Below are 20,481 nucleotides of genomic sequence, written 5' to 3' on the forward strand. Positions count from 1 at the left end.
ATACGCGAGCTTTCTGGCTCGCACTGCAAGGATTCTGGTCTCGCTCGATTTTGCGACTGATGCGAGGATTGCTATAGAGGAGACGGCAGTGCCGTCTCCCTACAATTACGGGGTAGGGAGACGGCACTGCCGTCTCGAAAGCTGTGGGTAATATTAATTCCGATGCTACCGGATTTGAGATGAAAGCCCGATCGCCTCCCAAGTCGCGCAAACAGTTAAAATCTGTGCAGAATCTCCACCGCGTCTCGATCGAAACGGAGAGTGCGATACCATCAGCGTGTAGTCGCGAACGCACCGCCAGATGGAACAAAATACTTTACCTGTAGAGGTGATTCTCTCTCACCCCCGCCAATCTTTAGGTAGCATTCGGCTGGATTGGACGCCGCAACCGGGGAACTATCTAGATTTAGAGGGAGAAACCTACGCTGTTTTGGAACGCCACCACCGCTATCAACTCAAATTCGGCCGCTACCGACTGCAAAAAATTGCCCTCTACGTGCAGTCTGCCGCACCGCCGACGGAAAGAACTTTTGTAAGCGGCATCTGGGTTATCGGAGATGCTAGCTGCCGCTTTAATGCTCGATCGGAAATTCTGCGCTGTGCTGTCAATCCCAATGGCCCGTGCGACGGCTGCTGCGATTGCGAAAAGTCTTGAACGATCTTTCACAGGAGTGTTCGCTGTGAGCTCGCAAAGCGAGATGTATCGGCTTTGCTGCGAGTTCACAGCGAACACTCCTAAAAAACGCTTTTTACAAAAGTGAGATGATCCTATCGGCATCTCCCTCAATTACGACAAACTATCAAAACCCAGTAGCTACTCTCGAACCGGATTTAACTTGTTCAGCAAGGCGGTAATCTATCTTCTGATAGCTGTGCAGCACGTCGCGAATGCCAGCATGAATCAAATTTTCTATGTGCAGCAACTGCTCTGAAGAACAGCGAACCTGGACTGTTTGGTTTGACACAGACTCGCCGGAGTCGATCGCAGTATATCTATTAGGAACTCGGCTCAGCACGTAAGCAATTAAATCCTGCCGCAAGCCCGAGGGCGAAAAAGCTTGTTGGTAGGGATGCGTCGGATAAGACTCCAAGATAATTTCTACTTCCTCTGTGACTACGGCTAAGGTAATATTGACAAGATTTTTCTGCATTTTCCCCGTCCCTAAACACTCGTTAACTAATATTTTTGTTGCCGATATCGATCTCGTCTGATTTCTCCTGAATCTTAGCAGGCTAATACCGCAAATCGTTCTTCAGGAATAACCAGCTCGAACTCGGAACTTACCTCTTCTATAACCCGCAGCACGTAGCAGGGAATCTTGTCCGATAAAATAGCACTTGCTACCGCACCAGTGTGAATTTCTAAGACTGCTTCAGCCGCAGCTTCAAACATCAGTCGCTGTCCCGGAAACATCACTCTTTCAAAGTACCAGTTAGGAATGTTCTCAATCCGAACCACCTGAGTTAGGTTGGTAACATTTGCGTAATAGCACAGAATCTGGTTGTTACCTTTAGAAGATAACTGATATAACATTTGAAAAATCTCCACACTCTTTCAAAAACTTACTCAGACTTGGTTTTGCCTGTTAGCGACAATTGCGAGTTTTGCTATTGACAAAATGAGCGACTGATTTTTGGGGTGTTATTCGAGAGCGCGAATCACATCCTCAGTGATTGATTTTTTGCTCATTGATTGCTCCTACCAACACTTAGAAGACTGGCGCAGAAACCCGGTTTTTCCCCGTTAAAAAACCCGGTTTGTTTGGTATGCAGTGCGTAACTGCTGACTTATTCAGGTTGGTTGTGCTGTCGCACCACTTAATAGAAAGTACAGTCACTGACCCGAACTCCCCTGACAACAGGTTGGTTCTTTGGCAGCGGGATGCTGCTGAGAGTGCGATCGACCTTCAAATCAAGAGCTTGGACTAAAGCTTATTTAAAAAATATGAGGAAATTATGAAGAATATCTTTTTTTTTGATAAATATATTTTTGCCGAAACAGGGGTTTTTACTAAAAAACTTCGCTGCATTCCCGAGTCTAGGTTAAACAACCCGGTTTCTGAGGCAAGCGCGGGTAACTGCTGGATTAGCAGAAACCGGGTTGTTTACCAAAAAACTTCGCTGCATCTCCGATCTCAGGTTAAAAAGCTTGGTTTCTGGAGGCAAGTCTCCGTAATTTATGCAGCATTTATACTGCGTATAAATACGGTGGTAGCCGATCGACATTGCGGGTAACAAAAAACCCCGACTCCCTGAGATCGTCTCTTGAACTTCTAGGGAATCAGAGTTTAAATTAACCAATCACCGATCCATCTCAAAGCTAAATCACAAAAATGAGGAAATTCTGAAAACAGCAGGAAAAACTAGGACTTTCCTGGACGCAGAAACCCGGTTTACTAACATAATTGCGTGATTTTTGCAAGAGACACGGAACCAGAAAGCGGGTTTCCGATCGTCATCCGGCTTTAATGCCCCGTTAATTCTTCAGTCTGGCGTTGCGCCGACTTTGTGTGACAAGGAGCGGTTTCAACCGCCGAGTTTTATCTACGGGCGATCGCGTTTTCCCCCAGTTTAAGACAACGGTTCCCAACCCAGAATTTCCGCAACTTGCTGTGCCAAACTCAAAGGATCGAAAGGCTTGGCAATCACCCCCGCTACCCCCAAATCACCAAATTCGCTCAAATCCATCGCCTGCACCTTAGCAGTCAGGAAAATCACCGGAATCCCCCGAGTAGCCGCATTGTTTTGCAGCAAACCAAACAGAGCAACTCCGTCCATATCGGGCATCATCACATCTAGCAGAATAGCGTCAGGGAGTTGACTTTCAGCTAAAAGCAATCCTTTGCTGCTGCTGAGCGCGCTCAGTACCGTCCAGCCGCCTAAATGTTCCAGACAGGCCTGAATCACGCTGCAAAGGTTTTTTTCATCATCGATTACCAGAATGCGCTTTGCTGACATAATTAAAACTCAAATTTTAAATTAATCATGGTAAACCGAAAGAAAACCTAGGCACTCATTGGATACACTCCCTTAAACGGGAGCATCCAATGAGTGCAAATATATCCTGCAAAATAAGCAAAGCAATCTCAAAACTCCAAACTTTTTCCCCCTTCGCCTTCCGACGGTGCAGGCACTGTGAAATAGAAACTGCTGCCTTCTGAGACAACACTTTCGGCCCAAATTCTGCCGCCGTGCTGCTGTACGATGCTGCGACAGATAGCCAAACCCAAACCCGTACCTCCTTTTTGGCGGGAGTCAGAAGCATCGACCTGTTGAAACCGTCCAAAGATAGTTTCTAGTTTATCAGCAGGAATCCCCCGCCCTCGATCTTTGACTTCAAATAAAACCCGATAGCCCAAATCTTCAACCCTGACAGTTACTGTACTCCCCGGAGCCGAGAATTTAATCGCATTGCTCAACAAATTTACCAGCAGTTGAACAATCCTGTCGGGGTCAGCCCAAATTTTTGCCGTTTCGGGCAAAATCGAAAAATTAATGTTATTCTCAGCAGCCAGAGACAGCAAACCTTCCGCAGAATTGTGCATCAAAACCTGTGCATCGCACCACTGCTTGACGAGAGTAACTTGGCTAGAATCGAGCCGCTCTAAGTCTAGAATATCGTTGACTAAACGCACTAACCGTTCGGTATCGCTAGAGGCGATTTCTAACATCTGTTTGGCAGTTTCCGGTCTATTTTTCAGTACCCCAGCCGCCAGCAAACCTAAAGAACCGCGAATTGAGGCAAGGGGCGTTCGCAGTTCGTGACTGACAATAGAAATAAACTCATTTTTCATTTTTTCAATTGCCCGACTTTCTGTGATATCTGTGACTGTGCCGACGTGACCGATTAGTTGACCTCTGTCGGAAAAAATCGGAGCTGTTTTAAGCCGACAAAACCGGATTGTTCCGTCTTGCTGGATGTGGCGGAATTCGCAGAAAAATTCCCCATCTAGCGATTGCGATTCCGACCACTTAGATAGAATTAGTTTGATATCTTGGCGGTGAACAAACCGCATCCAGCGGTTTCCTAAAGCGGCAGCAGGTGTGAAGCCGCCAATTGCTTGACAGCGGGGGTTTGTATAGGTACATTTCCCCTCAGCATCGATTTTGAAAATGCCGACGGGGGAACTCTCGCTCAGAGAGCGAAATAAAGCTTCGCTTTTTCGGAGTTCTGCTTGAGAGATTTCTAGTTCTCGGGTTCGCTGCAAAACTCGGATTTCTAACCGTTCGTTGAGCTGTTGGAGGGCGGCTTCAGCAAGTTTGCGATCGCTAATATCGCGGTGTACTGATACCCAATGGGTAAACCAACCTGTTTCGTCAGCGATCGGCACAATGCTCATTTCTATCCAAAATTCCGTCCCGTCTTTGCGGTAATTGATCAAGTCAACCCGCATCGGCTGCCAGGTTTCCAAAGCTGTCCGAATTCGATCGAGACTGGCGCGGTCTGTTTTGTCTCCTTGTAAAATGCGCGGGGTTTTGCCCAAAACTTCTTCTAGCGTATAGCCAGTCATCCGCGTGAAAGCTGGGTTGACATAAAGAATTCGCGGGCCCGGTTCGTGAATCGGTTCAGCTTCCGTAATTAATACGGCGTCGTTAGTGGTGGTGACTGCTGATTCCAACAGGCGCAACTGTAATTCTCTAGCTTTGCGATCGGTAATTTCTCTAACTGTCCCCACCATCCGCACTGCATCGCCTGCTTCGCTGTAAAAAAACTTACCTTTCCCCTCAATCCAGTGAATGCTGCCGTCCGGCCAAACCACGCGGTTTTCGTTACAGAAATCTCCTCGCTGGGCGATCGCCTGATTTATAGCATTCTGAATACTTTTTAAATCTTCTGGGTGAACGCAAGCTGCAAAACTTTGATAAGTTCCGCCAAAAGTTCCCGGGGCCAACCCATACAACTCTTCGTGTTCCCTCGACCAAACAATGCGATTTTTCTGCAAGTCCCAGTCCCAAAATCCGATTTTGGTAGCCGACAAAGCTAAGCTGAGCTGCTGATTGGTTTTCCGCAACTCCATGCTAGTAATCGCCACTCGAAGTTCTCGGGCTATTTCGATTTCGCACCGCTGCCAAGGCAAAGATTTTAACCTCACAGTTTCTTGCCACAACTCAAAAGAATTGCGAGGAGAAATCGCTCGGCTGCCATCCGGTTTAAATTCTATTTGCCCGTCGGGTTGACCGGCCCAGTTGACAGTTTGAATTGCTTCGGAACGGAACCACAAAATGTAATAATTTTGCATCTCGGACATGGCAAGCACGAGCAAACCGCTAGCAATTTCTTTATAATTATCGGATGGTGGATAGAGTTTAGAGAGAGAATCTGTATGAAAAATATCATTATTTATTTGAGTTTTTATCCAAGCAATTAACTTTTTGATTTCTCCCAATTCCGGCGTTTTGCCGATGGTTGTTAAATTTTCATTGGCACATACAACTCCACCGGTAGCACCCACTAATGCCAGCAATTCATCTTGGGATTTAAGTAAACCTTCGACAAAGCTGTGTGATTGAGAAATTTTGGTGGCAAATTTATGGCCAATTTCTTTTAAATAAATTGCATATTTCCAATTTTCGCTATCTTGTTTGTAGCTGAGTTCTTGATTCACAAACTTTGCTAGCAGTTCGCAAGCCTTTCTTGTTTCGTAGTTGACATACTTTGGTGTTTGGTGGTGACAGGCGATCAATCCCCAAACTTTTTGATCTTTGATTAATGTCAGGGTCATGCTAGCGGCAACGTTCATATTTTTGAGATATTGAACGTGGCAAGGCGAAACTGTTCTCAACAAAGAGAAGCCCAGATCCAGGGGGCGATCGGTCAGCGGATTGCAGTGAGGAATTAGTTCTACAGGCTGACAGTTAATATCGGGAATAAACCGAATTAAATTCATGCTGAACAGGTTTCTGGCCTGGCGGGGAATATCGCCAGCCGGATAGTGCAGTCCCAATAAAGGAGCCAAACTTTCTACTTTGTCTTCTGCGACAACTTCCCCCGCACCGGTGGCATCAAATTTATAGACGATCGCCCGATCGAAACCGATCATCCTCCGCACCTCTTCAACTGCTGTCTGACACAGCACTTGCAGGTTTGGTGTTTTGTGGATTTTGTCGATCGGCTCTTGGACTAAATGATAAAAATTGAAACAATCGCTAGGTTTTGAGGAAACAACCGACTCTAGTTCAACAATTAATCCTGAACTAGATTGATGCAGCGTCCCCTGAAAAAAAGACTTGCGGTTTTGACTTTTGAATGATAATCTGACACCGTTAGATTGATGGCAGTTTTCAAATAAACCTTTTTTTATAGCCTCAATTTCCTCAGTCTCGACAAATTCATGTAAAAATTTGCCCAAAAGTTCTTCGGGGTAAATGCCGAGCACCTCAAAAATATTGTTGCTAACTTGCAAAATTTTCAACACAGGAGATTCCAGCACCAAAAGGATGCCATGAGGTTGAATCGAAGCCGGGGTGTAAATTAGTTCGCAGCCGCTGTCATTGAGAGTGTCTGTGTCTGAGGGCAATATCATTGCTTTTATGTGATTAATACTTCTCTAAATTAGCCTGTGTTCTTGGCGATCGGGCAAACATCAATCAACGCCACCGCGTCCGAGTCGCACAACCAAACAATCCCAAGTCTTGGCTAAGGTTTTCTGAGTCGTTTCGGACGCGCACTACATATTTCTTCCTAGTTATACCAGTTAAAAAAAAGAATGCAACTGTATGCCCGTGCTCGAAACCATAACTATTATCAGTCATTCCCAATTCTTTAATCTAAAATCTCAAATCTAAAATGGGATTAGCGCTGTGCCTGAGCCAGTCTGTTTCTGAGTTGAGTTCGCTCCAAACGATTTAGGATGCGAGCAATTAATTCCGGTTTCACGATCGGCTTATTCACGTAGTCGTCAGCACCTGCGACAAACATTTGGCGCACTATTTCCGACTCAGAATGAGCCGTCAAAAATAGTACGGGGAGCCGGCTCCAGCGCAAATCGTTCCGCACTGCCAAACACAGCTCGATACCGCTGTAACCGGGCATCTCGACATCTAAAATTAGCAAATCAGGACAAGTCGTTTCGAGTACCTCCCAGAACTTTTCGGGATCGTGCAATGTTGTTACTTGAAATCCCCAAGGTTGTAGAATCACTTGCAGTGCAGCCAATAGATGCACGTCATCGTCTACCACCATAACTTTAGCTTCAGCAGGGCCAGTCTGGTCGAGGACTTGGGCGACTGCTTTGAGTATATCTGCTGGGGGGATAGATTTGTGTAAAAAGCCGGAAGCTCCCAAACGAGCAACTTCTATTCGATCGCTCAATTGATTGTGTCCGCTAAAAACCATCACCGGAATTTCGGGTTTTTCACTGCGGAGTTCGGCTAGGAGAGAAAGTCCGTTTTCCTGAGTTCTGGAAAATGTCAAATCCAGCAAAATCGCATCGGGAGGCTGTTGAGAAATCGCACTTCTTGCCGCTTGCGGAGAGTTGGCGACTTCTATCTGAAAGCCTGAACCGGATGCTGCTATTTTCAGTCGATCGCTCTGAAAAGTATTATCATCAACAATCAGCATTCGGCGCTTCTGGGAAACCCGATCGATTAGCTCGCCTTCTGGTTCGGGCGACGGGCGATCGAATATCTGTTTGAGCTTATGCAGAAATCCCTCAATCTGCTGAGCATTCCCCGGTGTCAAGATGTTTTCAGCCTTGAACAAATGTTCGATCTTTCGCGCAACTTCCGAACCTTTCGGCAGCCCTAAAGTTCCCAAAGAACCAACTAATTTGTGAGCTTGATCCTGGGCTTCCCGCCGCAGTTCGCCCTCCAAGGTTCCGCTTTTCAGTTGAGCGATCGCGCGATCGAATATCGCCACCTTTTCTAGAAAATTGGCTTTTAAATTTCCCCGCATTTGGGCAACCACAGTCAGGACTTTGAGGCGGCGGTCGTCATTGTTTAATTCCTGGCTCGACCCGCTAGATTCAGCAGATAAAGTCTCTTGACTTTTAGCAGTTTCTGCCGTTTCCCGCGCAACTTTTTGGCTCTCAATATCCTCCGGCAGACTTTTGAGCCGATAGCCCAATCCGTACACGGTTTCCACTAAATCTACAGTCATCCCGGCTGCTTTCAGCTTGTGCCGCAGCCCCTTGATGTGAGCGGTAACGGCTTCTTCTTGAGGAAATTCGCCGGCCGACCAAATGCGATCGAGGATGGCGCTGCGGCTGAAAATGCGCCGGGGATTTCTCAGGAAAAGTTCCAGCAAATTGTACTCTTTGGGAGTCAAGTGCAGCACTTTTTCGGCATAAGTTACTTCCGTAGTGTCCGGGTTGACTTGCAGTTTTTCCCAGGTCAAATTTGTACTCGACAAAGTTGCCTTGCCCCGGCGCAGCAAAGCCCGAATCCGAGCGATTAATTCTTCGAGATTAAAGGGTTTGACCACATAATCGTCTGCACCCGCCTCTAAACCTTGGACTCGATCGTTGCTGCTATCTAGGGCTGTTAGCAGTAAAATCGGCATTTGGCAGCCGGACGATCGCAATTTCCGACACAAACTAATGCCGTCGAGTTTAGGAATCAGCACATCCAAAATAATCAGGTCGTAATCGTATGCCTGCACCAACTGCAAGGCTGTTTCACCGTCTGCTGCCGCATTCACATTGTAATTGTGAGAATTCAGCGCTTGGGTCAGCAAATTGACTGTAATTGTGTCATCTTCTACTAGCAGAATTTTCATAAGTGTAAGCTGTTAGTTCAGCTATTTTTGGGATTTTTTAGCGGATCTTTGGGAGATTTAAATAGCCTTTCCCAACTCTTATTTAAAATTTCCCCACCCTCAGTCTAACAAATAGTTTTCTTAACAAGGAAGAAGTGTAAATTCTTATTAATATTTTTTTACCTGTCGTCGAAATGTTTCATCAGATTTTTGCTGGGATTTTATGGCTTTTTGGACTTCAGCGCCTGCTGAATTTTTTGAATCAGATATTGCGATGAATCTTGATTTTTAACTAAGTCTTCCAGCTCGGAAACCGCGACTTCTGCCTGTTTTATCTCTTTAACTAAAGAATCAGCGGCAACACTTTTTCTTACTCCCAAAAGTCCTTTGATAGCTGGAAGTGAATTAAAATCTTTTTCCGCTATTAATTCCTCCAACTCTAACATTGCCATTTCCGCGCGATCGATCTTGATGGTCACGGATTTAGCCACATTAGCACCCGCTCTTGCCGCCTCCGTGAGTTCGTGAACGCGAAGTTTAAACCGGCTGGCAATTTGCTCCATTTGAGTTCCCAATTCAAAAGTTTTACTTGCCAGTCTGCCAATTTCCAGACTAACTTGGCTCAGGCCGCTGGGCTGACTTCCCATTTGATTGGTAACTACAGCCACCTGTACTGCTAAATGCCTGACTTGTTCGATCGCCTCCCGGATGGTTCGGGAAGTGCGGTTAACCGTTTCTAAATCATTAGCTATTGCTTTGCCAACGCCCAAAATTTTATCTGTATTGTTGCAAATAGAATTAGCACCTTGAAAAGTAGCTTGAAATGCTTGGCGACCTTCCGAGGAAATCAGCTTTGCAATCCTCACAAATCGCTGATTCATTAGAGCAATTTCTTCAGCTTGTTTTACCAGTGCCACTTGGTGGGAACTGGGAGGATTATGCGTTTTTTCTGCTTGAAGTTTTTGGGATTTTAAAAGCTCATTACATTTGTATACTTTCGCTTGTTCTTGTTGAATTAGCGCCAGATATTTCTGTCTTTCTACTCGGTATTTTTGAATAACTTTGTTAGATTTCGCTAACATTTTAGACTGGGCGATCACCAGAGTATGAACGTCCAAAAGACGGTGGCTCCGGTTTTCCATTACCACAATAATCGGCTCGTAAATCAAGTCTTTGTGCCTGTTCAGACACGCTTGCACGGCATCGTCAACTTTCCATTTTTCCGAAAGCAGCAAAGGCGGAATTCTAATAAAATCTAACAAGGAGCGAATCGGGTATGCCCCGTAAAGTTCTACGCGATCGGGAAGACTCATTTGCTCTCGAAATTTGACGCGAGAAATCATCCCCAATACCTGTGATTCGTGAGTAATAATCACTCCCGGCAGGTCGGGTTCTTGCTCGAATCTTTCAGCCACTACCTGTCCTGGAGTTGCAGCACTCACTTGGAAGTGGTGACACGGCAGATGTCCGATCGTGAAATCGGGGGTGAGTTGAGTTGGATTGCTCATTTACCCGGATAGTGTTAAGTAGAAGTTAACAAATTATATATTAATATTATACTGGAATAAGATTGTTTAAAGTAATAACAATTATAGGGAGAAATAAGCTCTCTGGCTCCAGGGCCTGACGACAGCCTGCCTTCTGACTACTTTCATCTCAAGTCTGTTGGAGCCTGCAAGCCTGCTGCGCCCCGGGTTCCGTCCCCAAAACAGGGGCATTCATATTTTGTTCTTTAAAACAACCGGGAAAATATCTAGATTGAAACCAAAAACCTTAAATCGGACTTTGCCGCTAGCAACCTTTGAGGCTGCTTACCAGTTGTTACAGCAAATGGCTGAACTCCCCGGGGCGATTTGGCTGGCCGACGATGCGATCGCTGATTCTCCACATCTGGAAAACTCGTCGCAAAGGTTTGCAGCAGTGGTATCAGATCGGTTTAGCGCGCTGCTGCGCGGCAAGCTATTAGATGAGTCCGCAATAAACGGACACCAGCACAGCGAAACAAATCTCAATTCGCAATTGAATGTGCAGTTGACTTTCGATCCCGGGGCGATCGCCAATTTCCTCTCTCCCCTGGCAGACAAACTCGCAGAAATAACGCCCGCACCTTCGCGGCAAATTGACATTCGCGCCCTCAAACAAGCAATTAAAAATCTACAGCCAAACTCGGCATTTCTTCAAAGCGAATTCACTCTAAATTTGCTGGATATTCTCGCTGCAAATGCCAGCCCAAAAAGTCGCCAGCCCCTACACACCCAAACAGAAATCAAGGGAAAATCAGCGCCCAAAGTTATAGCTCCAGAAACGCTACAGATCCAGATTGCCGAAGCCGTCAATCAATTAAAAATTGCCAGTCCCTGCATTTCATTTTGTCAGCCAGTAGAAGATGCTTTGCAGCAGCAGCTAGAACAAGAACGGCTTTTGAATCAGGTGACAACTCAAATCCGCCAAACTTTGGAATTGCCTGTAATTTTGTCAAAAGCAGTCGAGCGAGTGCGAGAGTTTTTGGAAGTAGATCGCCTGTTAATTTATCAATTTGAAAAAGTGCCGGCAGCGCACAATGGCGAGTTAGGTAAAGCAATACCTGCGGCGGTTTCTGGGTCGGGCGAAATCCCAGAAAATTCCGAGTCTTACTTGTATTTAGGTCGCGTTACCTACGAAGCTTTAGCCAACGATGCTATCTCGTCTGTATTGAATTTTAGTGAAGACGCGCAGTGTTTTACCAATGGAGTCATTGACCGAGAGAAATATCGCAAAGGTTTGGCTTTGTGCGTCGCGGATGTGGAAACAACTTACTCTTCGCAGCCTTGTTTTTTAGAGTTGATGCGGCGGGCGAAGGTGCGGGCGAAGTTGCTAGTGCCGATCGTAGTTCAAGACGAATTGTGGGGGCTACTAATTGCCCACCAGTGTACTGTTCGGGAGTGGGAAGAAAGCAAAAAAACATTTTTGCGGCAAATAGCAGAACATTTGGCGATCGCCATTTACCAAGCCGAACTTTATGCAGAAGTCCAGCAGCAAAAGCACACCTCCGAACAGCGCGTAATAGAGCGCACGCGAGAACTGCGCGATGCACTGGTCGCCGCCCAGTCTGCCAGCCTAGCCAAGAGCGAATTTTTGGCAGCTATGAGCCACGAATTGCGGACTCCCCTCACGTGCGTTATCGGCATTTCCGACACGCTACTGCGGTGGTCTTACGGCAAAGTTGGCAGCAAACAAGTGCCGGTGCAAAAGCAGCGACAGTACCTGCAAACTATCCGAGACAGCGGCGACCACTTATTAGAATTAATTAACGATATTTTAGATTTATCGCAAGTAGAAGCGGGAAAAGCAGTATTAAAAATTAGTGAATTTTCAATTTCTAAATTAGCTTCTCAGAGCCTGCACGCCCTCAAAGAAAAAGCTGCGGCTAAAGGCGTGGAACTGGTGCAAGAACAGCGGATCAAGCAAGAGTGCGATCGCTTCACCGCCGATCCGCGCCGCTTGAGACAAATTCTATTCAATCTTTTAGGAAATGCGATTAAATTTACTCCCGAAGGCGGGCGAGTTATCCTGCGAGTTTGGGTGACAGAAGATAAAAATCGAACGCAGGCAGTGCGACAGCCCGGTATTGCACCTGCAGGTAGCACCGCTGTTTTTCAAATCAAAGATACCGGCATTGGAATTCCCGAAGATCAGCGATCGCTTTTGTTTCAAAAATTCCAGCAGTTGGATTCCCCCTACCGCCGCGAATACGGCGGCACCGGTCTGGGATTGGCTTTAACTAAACAGTTAGTAGAGCTTCACGGCGGCGCGATCGAAGTCAACTCTACAGTTGATGTCGGCTCTACTTTTACCGTTTTTATACCCATCCAAACTCTAAGCAAAGATGAATCCACAAAATTCAAATATGAAAAATCGAATTCATCTTTACCGCTGCATTCTTCCTCATTGCGGGGCAGCCTCGTGCTCGTCGAAGAAGATGAAGAAACTGCCATGCTGATTTGCGATATCCTGACAGCCGCAGGACTGCAAGTTGTGTGGATGATTGAAGGTTCGGCGGCGGTGGAACAAATTGAACTTTTGCAGCCGAATGCTGTGATTGTCGATATGCGTTTGCCCGGTATGAATGGCTGCGAAATAATTTACCAACTGCGCCAAAAACCCGCTACTGAAAATCTCAAAATTCTGGCTTTAAGCGCTCATGAAATTCCCGCAGATCGGATATCTTTCGTGACGGCGGGAGCTAACGATTGTTTGGCTAAACCAATTCATCCCGAGCAATTGCTTGACAAAATTCTTTCTTTAATGGCCGAATTAGTGATGGGCAATGGGTAATTGGGCATGGGGCATTGGGCATGGGGCATTGGGCATGGGGCATTGGGGATGGGGCATTGGGCATGGGGCATCGGGCATGGGGCATCGGGCATCGGGCATTTAATATAATTGAATTTTTGAGGTAATTATGGGAAGACCTGATTTTGAGGAATTAGAGGTTTATAAGTTGGCGGAAAGTTTGGCGAATCAGATTTGGGAGATTGTTAAAAAATGGGATTACTTCACAAAAGATACGATGGGCAAACAGATCGTTCGGTCTGCTGATAGTGTCTGTGCTAATATTGCTGAAGGAAGAGGTCGTTATAATGACTAAGATAATCGGCGTTTTGTAAAAATTGCGAGAGGCTCTTTGTACGAAACAGTAAACTGGTTAAGATTAGCCTATGCTAGACAACTTATCACAAGCGAAGAAGTAAGCAAATTTAAACCAATTGTCGATAAACTACTACCAAAACTGAACGCTTATTTGAGTTCAATCGGGCACAGGGAATAAATTACAAAAAAAGCCCCATGCCCCATGCCCCATGCCCCATCCCCAATGCCCCATGCCCCATCCCCAATTCCCAATCCCCAATTCGCCATGATTAATTGTCAAATTCCTACAGGATTAATTGTTTCTTGTCAAGCACCTATTGATTCGCCGCTGCACGATCCGATCGTAATTGCGGCAATGGCTCGAACCGCTATCAATCGAGGAGCGGCGGGCGTGCGGATTGACACTCCGGCTCATATTGCGGCGGTGCGAAAACAGGTATCCGCTCCCATAATTGGGATTTGGAAGCAGCAATTGCCGGGTTGCGAGATTTACATTACTCCTCGGTTTGAAGACGCGCGGGCGATCGCCGCTTCTGGAGCCGATATTATCGCCGTTGACGCTACTCTGAGAAACCGTCCTGCTGGCGGCGAAGACTTAAAGACATTAATCGCGCTAATTCACAGCGAATTGGGCAAATTAGTGATGGCGGATGTAGATACAATAGAAGCTGCGATCGCGGCAACCGAAGCTGGCGCAGATACTGTAGCAACTACTCTTTTTGGCTACACTCCCCAGACGGAAAATTTCTCGCCGCCCGGATTTGATTTGCTTGCGGAAATGGTAGAAAAGCTTAAGGTTCCGGTTATCTGCGAAGGCGGGATCGCTGGGCCGGAAATGGCTAAAAAAGCATTAGATTTAGGAGCGGCGGCTGTGGTTGTCGGCGCAGATATTACTGGGATTGATATTAAGGTGGCAGCCTATAAATCGGTGATCGGGAAGTAAGAAGGAAGTTCGGCAACGGATTGTTTAACGGATGTAACGGATAGAAGGAAGTTCGGCAACGGATGTAACGGATGTAACGGATAGAAGGAAGAAGGGAGAATAAATATTCGGCGATTGAAATCGCTTTTAGGCAAACGAAAGACGCAAGGTAAGGGTGGGAAATATCGGGCGATTAAAATCGCCCTCGATCGGGGGAAGTTGCTAAATCAGCGCGCCGTTGATAAAGCTGCTAACTACAGCCAAGGCGATCGCCCCCAGTACCGCGCTCCAAATACCCATCCGCAAGCTAAATCCTTCAACTAACTTCGCAGCCGAGGCAAAAATAATCACGTTCATTACAAAAGCAAACGCACCGGAAAGCAATCCCAGCGTCAGCAGGTTCGGCACTAAAAAAACTGCTTTTAGAATTGGCAAAATTAAAACATTCAAAATTCCCAAAACCGCAGCGGAAATTACTGCTTTCGGTGTGCTGTCAATTTCTACGCCGATCGGCAGTTGAGAAATTAGCAGCAAGCTGCTGCCCGTCACCAGCCAAGCAATCAAAAAATCGATCGGTTCCACAGCGCCCGTACCTCCTTAATAGTTAAATTGTCAAAAAAACCTGATATTTAAGCTCTACCTTAATCAAAAAATCCCGCTGATTGGTCTGCCAATAGGCAGAATTTTTGTCTGTTACTAAAGAGTTAGAAGTTATAATCCCTGTATCCTCAGCCAAATCATCCGGATGAGAACTGTATCTACCTGTTTTTTAAATAAAAAGAGCAGATTCAGTAATATGGCTGGCGATTTTTCTTTTAACTCTAAAATCCGATTCGACAAAAATGGCTTGGACAATCCTGCACGGCAACGCAGCCGATCGTTCCAAGCTATGATTTTCATGCTGCTAGTCACTACCTTGGTGACGCTGCCGATATTTCGTCTAGCCGAACTGCAACTGATACAGGGAGCCTACAACCGACAGCGGGCGGAAAATAACCGCATTCGCCCTGTTTCAGTCGCGGCGAATCGCGGTCAAATTTTAGACCGCAGCGGCAAAATTTTTGCGGCCAACCGCGTATCTCGATCGGTCTATGTGTGGCCAAAAGAGCGATCGGCCAAGGAGTGGCAAGAGATCGCCGCTACACTGGGCCCGATCGTCAAACTTCCCGCGGCCGAAATTATCAAAAAAATCGATGTAACAGGCTACAAATCAGCCCTACCAGTGCGAATTAGTAAGGATATCGATGTCGGTACTTTCGTCGCTTTGGGAGAACAAAGTAATACTTTGCGGGGAGTTGAAATTCGCGTAGAATCGAGCCGAGACAATCCCAACCAGCAATTAGCAGCTCACCTTTTGGGATACGTCGGCGAAGCTACTTTAGAGGAATTAAAAGCTAATCCTGCATATCCGATGGGGATGATCGTCGGTCAAATGGGAGTTGAAAAATTAGCCAATTCAACTTTAGAGGGCGTTTGGGGAAACCGTTTAATTGAGGTAAATGCTAAGGGCGAGGAAATCCAAGATTTAGGTGTAAAAGAGCCTATTCCCGGCAAATCGGTGCAGCTCACTTTAGATTTAGATATGCAGAAAACTGCGGAAAAAGCTTTGGGCGATCGCCTGGGTGCCGTTGTGGCGATCGACGTGAAAACCGGAGCTCTTTTAACAATGGCTAGTTGGCCGACATTTGACCCCAATATTTTCACCCGGAAGGTGACTCAAAAAGAATGGGAGCGGCTGCAAGGGCCAGACAAACCATTTTTAAATCGGGCAGTTCAAGGCTATCCAGTCGGCAGCACTTTTAAGATTGTAACTTCTGTAGCCGGGATGGAGTCTGGCAAGTTTTCTCCTGACTCGACTTTGGTAAGTTCTGCTTCAATTAACATCGGCGGAATTACCTTTAACGAACACGGCGCAGGTTACGGCGTTATCGGTTTCCGCGATGCTTTAGCCTACAGCAGCAATACGTTTTTCTATCAAGTAGGTATGACTGCAGGGCCGGAAGAAATGGCGAAATGGGCTAAAAAAATGGGCATTGGCGGTACTATTAATTTAGACCTTTTGGGGATAGACGGCGCCAATCACGGTCAAGTTCCGATACCAGCAGAGAAACAGAAAATGTATGGGGAAGATTGGTACGTTGGCGATACCGTAACAATGGCGATCGGTCAAGGTTTGGTACTTTGTACTCCATTAGAATTGGCAGTGATGGTGTCAACTATTGCCAATGGCGGTTGGCGAGTGCAGCCGCATTTGTTGGCTTCTCAAACCAATACGCCTGTTACTAAAAAAATTCAAACTGGTATTAAACCGACAACTTTAAACGTCATTAAACAAGGATTGATTGACGTGGTGAAAAAAGGTACAGGCCGCGCCATGAATGACGGTACTATTCCTTTCAGTGCTGGTAAGACTGGGACTGTGGAAATGCCCGGTCATCCTGACAATTCTATGTATGTGGGTTTTGCTCCCGCTGACAAACCGGAAGTTGCGATCGCAGTTATAGTTGAAGGCGGCGGATTTGGTGCTGTCTCGGCGGCACCAATTGCTCAAGAGGTATTCCGAACCTATTTTCAAAAGCAAGGTTTTAAACCTACTAATAAGCCTCTATAGTCATTGGTTAATTGTTGACGGTTGACGGTTGACGGTTGACGGTTGACGGTTGACATTTTGTCCCATACTTCGATCGCACTATCCTTGATATCTTGGGAAAGTGCGATCGATCAAAAATCTTCCCCTACCAATCGTCTCACTTCCACGGTCGATAAATTCATCATTTGCGCTACCTCTTCCAGACTCATTCCAGAATTTAAGAGTTGAGTTACGAGCGATCGCAATGTTGACTCCGCTGCCAGCCGTCCCAGGTTTTCTTCCTTGTGAGTCTTCAAAAACTCACCCGTTTCAGGAACTCTAAACCTCAATTCTCCTGAAATTATATGCAATTCCAGTCCCAACACTTCACTGAACAACCACAGCGTATCGAAAGCGATATTGTTGGCTGCAATCGGCTCGTACTGATTGTTTATTAGACGTACTCCCTGTAAAATTGGATTTAGATAATCTCCCGACGGATCGTACTGAAAATATTCCCTAACTCCCAAAGCCCGATAAATTTCGGGTTTGGTCTCTTGGTCTTTCGTTTGAGTTGTTTCCGAAGTAATTTCTAACACAAAATCGGGAGTTATTCCCCCTTCTTCCCAAACTTTATAATTATCCCTTTTGCGGTTGGCAACTCCAAACACCACATAAACATCCGGGGCCACAACTGCCTGGTTGTTCCCTTCTTCATAATATATGAAAGAATTGGCTGACACGTAAACATCAGAACGTTCTTGAAAGTAAAGCTTGACAGCTTCAACGCTGTAAGTCATGTAATCGCGCGTGATGTCGCTTTCAGCCATCGGCTCTCCGTCGCTGCTGGGATATTCAATTTCTACTTGTTCGACTTGAGTTAAAATTGTCATTTTTCAATTTTCCTCAAAGTTAGTTAATTTAATGCTAGCATTCTGTCGGAGTTTGGAAAAGTTCGAGATTCCTCACAAAAATCAACAGCGGTAAGGCGTGCACTACTGCACACCCTACACAATTAGGTGCTGCGTCCTGGACTGTAAGGCTGGTCTGACGTTTTACAGATACAGACTATTTAAATTCTAATTAATCCCTCTCTCTAAAATAATCATTTCCGAACCAACAACGGGACTTCTAGCTATTAATTTCCCTTCCATATTCGCAATTTCTAACTTGCTAAAATCGAGTGAATTAGCCTCCTTCCACATTTTAGTTGCTAGTTGATTTTGCTCGACTTCGCTGAGTTTGTACCAATCTTCAGCGACTTTCACCGTCAAAATGCTGCTCGAAAAATTAGCTTGAACAGACTTAACTAAACCGCCGCCAAGTCGATTCGTAATGTCAGCAACTTGAGTTTGAATCGCAGCAATCAGAGACTGTTCCGGCGTCAGCGGCGGCGGTGGGATAAGTTCTACTGGTTGCGATTTTTCTGGAGCGACTAAATCGGGCAAGTTGCTTTTGAATTTAGGAGAGATTGGCGCTGACGGTGCGATCGCCTCTGGCGATTGCGGCGTTCCCGGCGCCACAAAATCGCCAAACGTTGGCGGCGACTGCTTCGCTGCTGGGAAAGGCACTTTTGCTACTTTCTCCGGCGGTTTTGCCGAGAAACTGTTAAGAGTTAAACCGACTGCAACGATCAGAATTGCTGCTAATGCGGCGTTTAAAATTGGATCGGACAGCTTCTCGTTGGCAGATGGTGGCAGTAGCGATCGCACTAGCCGTACAATACTTTGCCAAAGTACAACGACTTTCTCTAAAAAACTCCCTTCCGGGCGTTGGGATACAGGCTTTTTCTCAACTTTTACAGCAACTTTTGGAGGCACGCTGTTAACTGCAGCAGCAACAGCCGGAGGAGTTGCTGTTGCTGAGTCAGAAGCGGTGGGTGCGATCGGCTTTTGGGGCTGCAACGGCGGTTCGGCTGCTAATTTTTTCTCTTTTTTTCCCAAATTCCCGATCGAGGCAATCAAAGCTTTGATTCTCTGATTTTTCGGAACCGCGCTGCTGGCATTTTGAGTTTTGCTGCCAGTGGGGGCAGACTTTGCAGGCGAGTCAACCTCCGGTGTCGGAGATTGAGAGGGTTCTGGAGTTGACTGGTTTAGTTGTTCTTCTGACATTTTCTCTGCCTTGGGGCGTTGCAAATATATCTAAACGAGATAAATTTTAGTTGAGCCATCTCAACCTTAATTTATCATTTAACTTAGTTGTAACCGAATCAAAATGAGCATCAAACGCCGTCACTTTCTAATTTTAGGCAGTCTCAGCAGCTTAGGTTTGGCCGGAGTCTGGAAAATGCTTCAGCTTCGGACTTCCTGGGGTACAGACGCCAACGCTGCTATGCCTTCTAACGTTGAGGGAGAAAGGGCGATCGTCCCAATGCCGGCCTCACCGCCTATTTTACGCTTTATTTCGGTGGCCGACACCGGTACCGGCGCCCAAGGTCAGTATGCTGTGGCTGAGGCGATGGCGCAATATCACCGGGAAAACCCTTTTAATGTTGCTGTTCTCGCCGGCGACAATATCTACAATAACGGCGAAATTGAAAAAATTAATGCTGTTTTCGAGCGGCCTTATCAGCCGTTATTGCAGCAAGGCGTAAAATTTTATGCTTGTCTGGGAAATCACGACATCCGCACTGCTAACGGCGATCCGCAAGTTAAATATGCGGGTTTTAATATGCAAGGTCGCTACTATACTTTTCGCCGCGATCCCGTACAGTTTTTTGCTTTAGATACCAATCGTAATGCAGACTGGGCAAATCAGCTTGTTTGGCTGGAAAAAGAGTTGAGTCAGAGCACCGCACCTTGGAAAGTTGTGTTCGGCCACCACCCGATTTATTCTTCTGGCGTGTACGGAGTGAATCAACCTTTTATTAAGACTTTGACGCCTTTGTTTCAAAAGTACGGCGTGCAGCTTTATATCAACGGACACGAGCACAGTTACGAACGCACTCGATCGATTAACGGTACGACTTATTTAATTTGCGGTGCCGGCGGGGGCACTCGTCCGGTGGGGCGTTCTGAGTGGACGGAGTATTCTGCTAGCCGGCTGAGTTTTGCGACGTTTGATGTCTATCAAGACCGGATGTTTGTCAGTTCTATCGGTACTGACAAGCAGGTTTTTGACCGGGGAGCGATCGAAGTGCGATCGGCTTAATTCAAATTATATTCAGGAGCAAACAAAATGAATAGGGGTTGTAGAGCCAATAAAACTGGTTTTGTTTTAGAAACAACTGTAGAAGGCACGTTGAGAGGCCACGGATATCTCGAAATATGTCCCCAGTTGCCGAAAAAACGCAAGCGAGATTGGCTCTTAATCTCTACTGAAAATCCCAAGCGATATGCTAAACAGGTTTATATCGGGTCTAGCATCTATGAAACTGAAATAAATGTCGATTTTTATATTGTTGGTTCCGGTTTGTTTCCTCTGGGTCTAATTGTTGAGTGCAAGTGGCAAGAAGACAAAGGTTCAGTAGACGAGAAGTATCCTTACCTCAATTTAAATATTAAAAATTGCTATCGCGTGCCAACTATTGTGATAGTTGGCGGTGACGGTATGAGGCAAGGTTCGATCGACTGGTTTAAAAAACAAATTCCTGACAATCAAAATCTGTTGGCAGTTCACAAGCTCGAAGGTTTCATTACCTGGGCAAACAAACATCTATAGCCTTTC

General features: G+C 46.1%; 19 protein-coding genes and 1 pseudogene. 10 read left to right on the forward strand and 10 right to left on the reverse strand.

Features of this window, described 5'->3' with window-relative positions; genetic code table 11:
• Nucleotides 1-295: hypothetical protein (locus QUA56_RS11660; RefSeq protein ID WP_333357410.1), on the reverse strand; the 295-nt coding region annotated here is incomplete at its 3' end.
• Nucleotides 296-301: 6 nt separating this feature from the next.
• Here QUA56_RS11660 and QUA56_RS11665 point away from each other — a divergent pair.
• Complete coding sequence (locus QUA56_RS11665; RefSeq protein WP_333357413.1) at nt 302-655, forward strand: DUF6464 family protein; 354 nt, start codon at nt 302-304, stop codon at nt 653-655.
• 145 nt (nt 656-800) lie between these two features.
• Here the strand turns inward: QUA56_RS11665 and QUA56_RS11670 are convergent, their stop codons facing one another.
• A complete protein-coding gene (locus QUA56_RS11670; RefSeq protein ID WP_333357416.1) occupies nt 801-1,151 on the reverse strand; it encodes a late competence development ComFB family protein in 351 nt (116 codons plus the stop codon).
• A 74-nt stretch (nt 1,152-1,225) separates the two neighbouring features.
• A complete protein-coding gene (locus QUA56_RS11675) occupies nt 1,226-1,534 on the reverse strand; it encodes a DUF1830 domain-containing protein (protein ID WP_333357419.1) in 309 nt (102 codons plus the stop codon).
• 233 nt (nt 1,535-1,767) lie between these two features.
• Between QUA56_RS11675 and QUA56_RS11680 the strand changes: the two genes are divergently transcribed.
• The 3 genes from QUA56_RS11680 (at nt 1,768) to QUA56_RS11690 (ending at nt 2,575) form a co-directional block, all read left to right on the forward strand.
• A complete protein-coding gene (locus QUA56_RS11680) occupies nt 1,768-1,929 on the forward strand; it encodes a hypothetical protein (protein ID WP_333357421.1) in 162 nt (53 codons plus the stop codon).
• A gap of 27 nt (nt 1,930-1,956) precedes the next feature.
• The gene (locus QUA56_RS11685) at nt 1,957-2,235 is read left to right on the forward strand and encodes a hypothetical protein (protein ID WP_333357424.1); all 279 of its coding nucleotides are present in this window, start codon (nt 1,957-1,959) and stop codon (nt 2,233-2,235) included.
• A gap of 181 nt (nt 2,236-2,416) precedes the next feature.
• Nucleotides 2,417-2,575: a hypothetical protein gene (locus QUA56_RS11690; RefSeq protein WP_333357427.1), complete on the forward strand. Its 159-nt coding sequence runs from the start codon at nt 2,417-2,419 to the stop codon at nt 2,573-2,575.
• On the opposite strand, the gene QUA56_RS11695 is transcribed toward QUA56_RS11690, so the two are convergent.
• The 4 genes from QUA56_RS11695 to QUA56_RS11710 form a co-directional block, all read right to left on the reverse strand.
• Nucleotides 2,572-2,958 carry a response regulator gene (locus QUA56_RS11695; protein WP_333357430.1) on the reverse strand — a complete coding sequence of 129 codons (387 nt, stop codon included), beginning with the start codon at nt 2,956-2,958 and terminating at the stop codon, nt 2,572-2,574. The two genes, QUA56_RS11690 and QUA56_RS11695, sit on opposite strands and share 4 nt — an antisense overlap.
• Before the next feature lie 128 nt (nt 2,959-3,086).
• Nucleotides 3,087-6,524 (reverse strand): PAS domain S-box protein, encoded by a 3,438-nt coding sequence (locus tag QUA56_RS11700; RefSeq protein WP_333357433.1) that lies wholly within the window; start codon nt 6,522-6,524, stop codon nt 3,087-3,089.
• A 269-nt stretch (nt 6,525-6,793) separates the two neighbouring features.
• Nucleotides 6,794-8,716, reverse strand: coding sequence for a response regulator (locus QUA56_RS11705; RefSeq protein ID WP_333357435.1), 1,923 nt, complete (start codon nt 8,714-8,716; stop codon nt 6,794-6,796).
• Between the two features lie 200 nt (nt 8,717-8,916).
• Nucleotides 8,917-10,203 (reverse strand): chemotaxis protein, encoded by a 1,287-nt coding sequence (locus tag QUA56_RS11710; RefSeq protein WP_333357438.1) that lies wholly within the window; start codon nt 10,201-10,203, stop codon nt 8,917-8,919.
• 250 nt (nt 10,204-10,453) lie between these two features.
• Here QUA56_RS11710 and QUA56_RS11715 point away from each other — a divergent pair, with 250 nt between their 5' ends.
• The 3 genes and pseudogenes from QUA56_RS11715 to QUA56_RS11725 all read left to right on the forward strand — a co-directional run bounded on the left by QUA56_RS11715 (nt 10,454) and on the right by QUA56_RS11725 (nt 14,267).
• Nucleotides 10,454-13,009 carry an ATP-binding protein gene (locus QUA56_RS11715; protein ID WP_333357441.1) on the forward strand — a complete coding sequence of 852 codons (2,556 nt, stop codon included), beginning with the start codon at nt 10,454-10,456 and terminating at the stop codon, nt 13,007-13,009.
• 127 nt (nt 13,010-13,136) lie between these two features.
• Nucleotides 13,137-13,502 (forward strand): annotated as a pseudogene (locus tag QUA56_RS11720) (four helix bundle protein).
• Between the two features lie 87 nt (nt 13,503-13,589).
• On the forward strand, nt 13,590-14,267 hold the full coding sequence (locus QUA56_RS11725) for an N-acetylmannosamine-6-phosphate 2-epimerase (RefSeq protein WP_333357443.1): 678 nt from the start codon (nt 13,590-13,592) through the stop codon (nt 14,265-14,267).
• Between the two features lie 201 nt (nt 14,268-14,468).
• Here the strand turns inward: QUA56_RS11725 and QUA56_RS11730 are convergent, their stop codons facing one another.
• Nucleotides 14,469-14,828 (reverse strand): phage holin family protein, encoded by a 360-nt coding sequence (locus QUA56_RS11730; protein ID WP_333357446.1) that lies wholly within the window; start codon nt 14,826-14,828, stop codon nt 14,469-14,471.
• A 214-nt stretch (nt 14,829-15,042) separates the two neighbouring features.
• On the opposite strand from QUA56_RS11730, the gene mrdA reads away from it, so the two are divergent.
• Complete coding sequence (gene mrdA / locus QUA56_RS11735) at nt 15,043-16,857, forward strand: penicillin-binding protein 2 (RefSeq protein ID WP_333357448.1); 1,815 nt, start codon at nt 15,043-15,045, stop codon at nt 16,855-16,857.
• Nucleotides 16,858-16,967: 110 nt separating this feature from the next.
• Here the strand turns inward: mrdA and QUA56_RS11740 are convergent, their stop codons facing one another.
• Entirely contained in the window at nt 16,968-17,708 is a 741-nt protein-coding gene (locus QUA56_RS11740) for a Uma2 family endonuclease (RefSeq protein ID WP_333357451.1), read from the reverse strand.
• Nucleotides 17,709-17,894: 186 nt separating this feature from the next.
• Complete coding sequence (locus QUA56_RS11745) at nt 17,895-18,926, reverse strand: hypothetical protein (RefSeq protein WP_333357452.1); 1,032 nt, start codon at nt 18,924-18,926, stop codon at nt 17,895-17,897.
• Between the two features lie 103 nt (nt 18,927-19,029).
• Between QUA56_RS11745 and QUA56_RS11750 the strand changes: the two genes are divergently transcribed.
• Nucleotides 19,030-19,965 (forward strand): metallophosphoesterase, encoded by a 936-nt coding sequence (locus QUA56_RS11750; RefSeq protein ID WP_333357455.1) that lies wholly within the window; start codon nt 19,030-19,032, stop codon nt 19,963-19,965.
• A 27-nt stretch (nt 19,966-19,992) separates the two neighbouring features.
• Nucleotides 19,993-20,475, forward strand: a complete 483-nt coding sequence (locus QUA56_RS11755; RefSeq protein ID WP_333357458.1) for a PD-(D/E)XK nuclease superfamily protein — start codon at nt 19,993-19,995, stop codon at nt 20,473-20,475.
• The last annotated feature ends 6 nt before the right edge of the window (nt 20,476-20,481 follow it).

This window comes from Microcoleus sp. N3A4, from assembly GCF_036701805.1.
In the GTDB taxonomy this organism is placed as follows: domain Bacteria; phylum Cyanobacteriota; class Cyanobacteriia; order Cyanobacteriales; family Microcoleaceae; genus Microcoleus.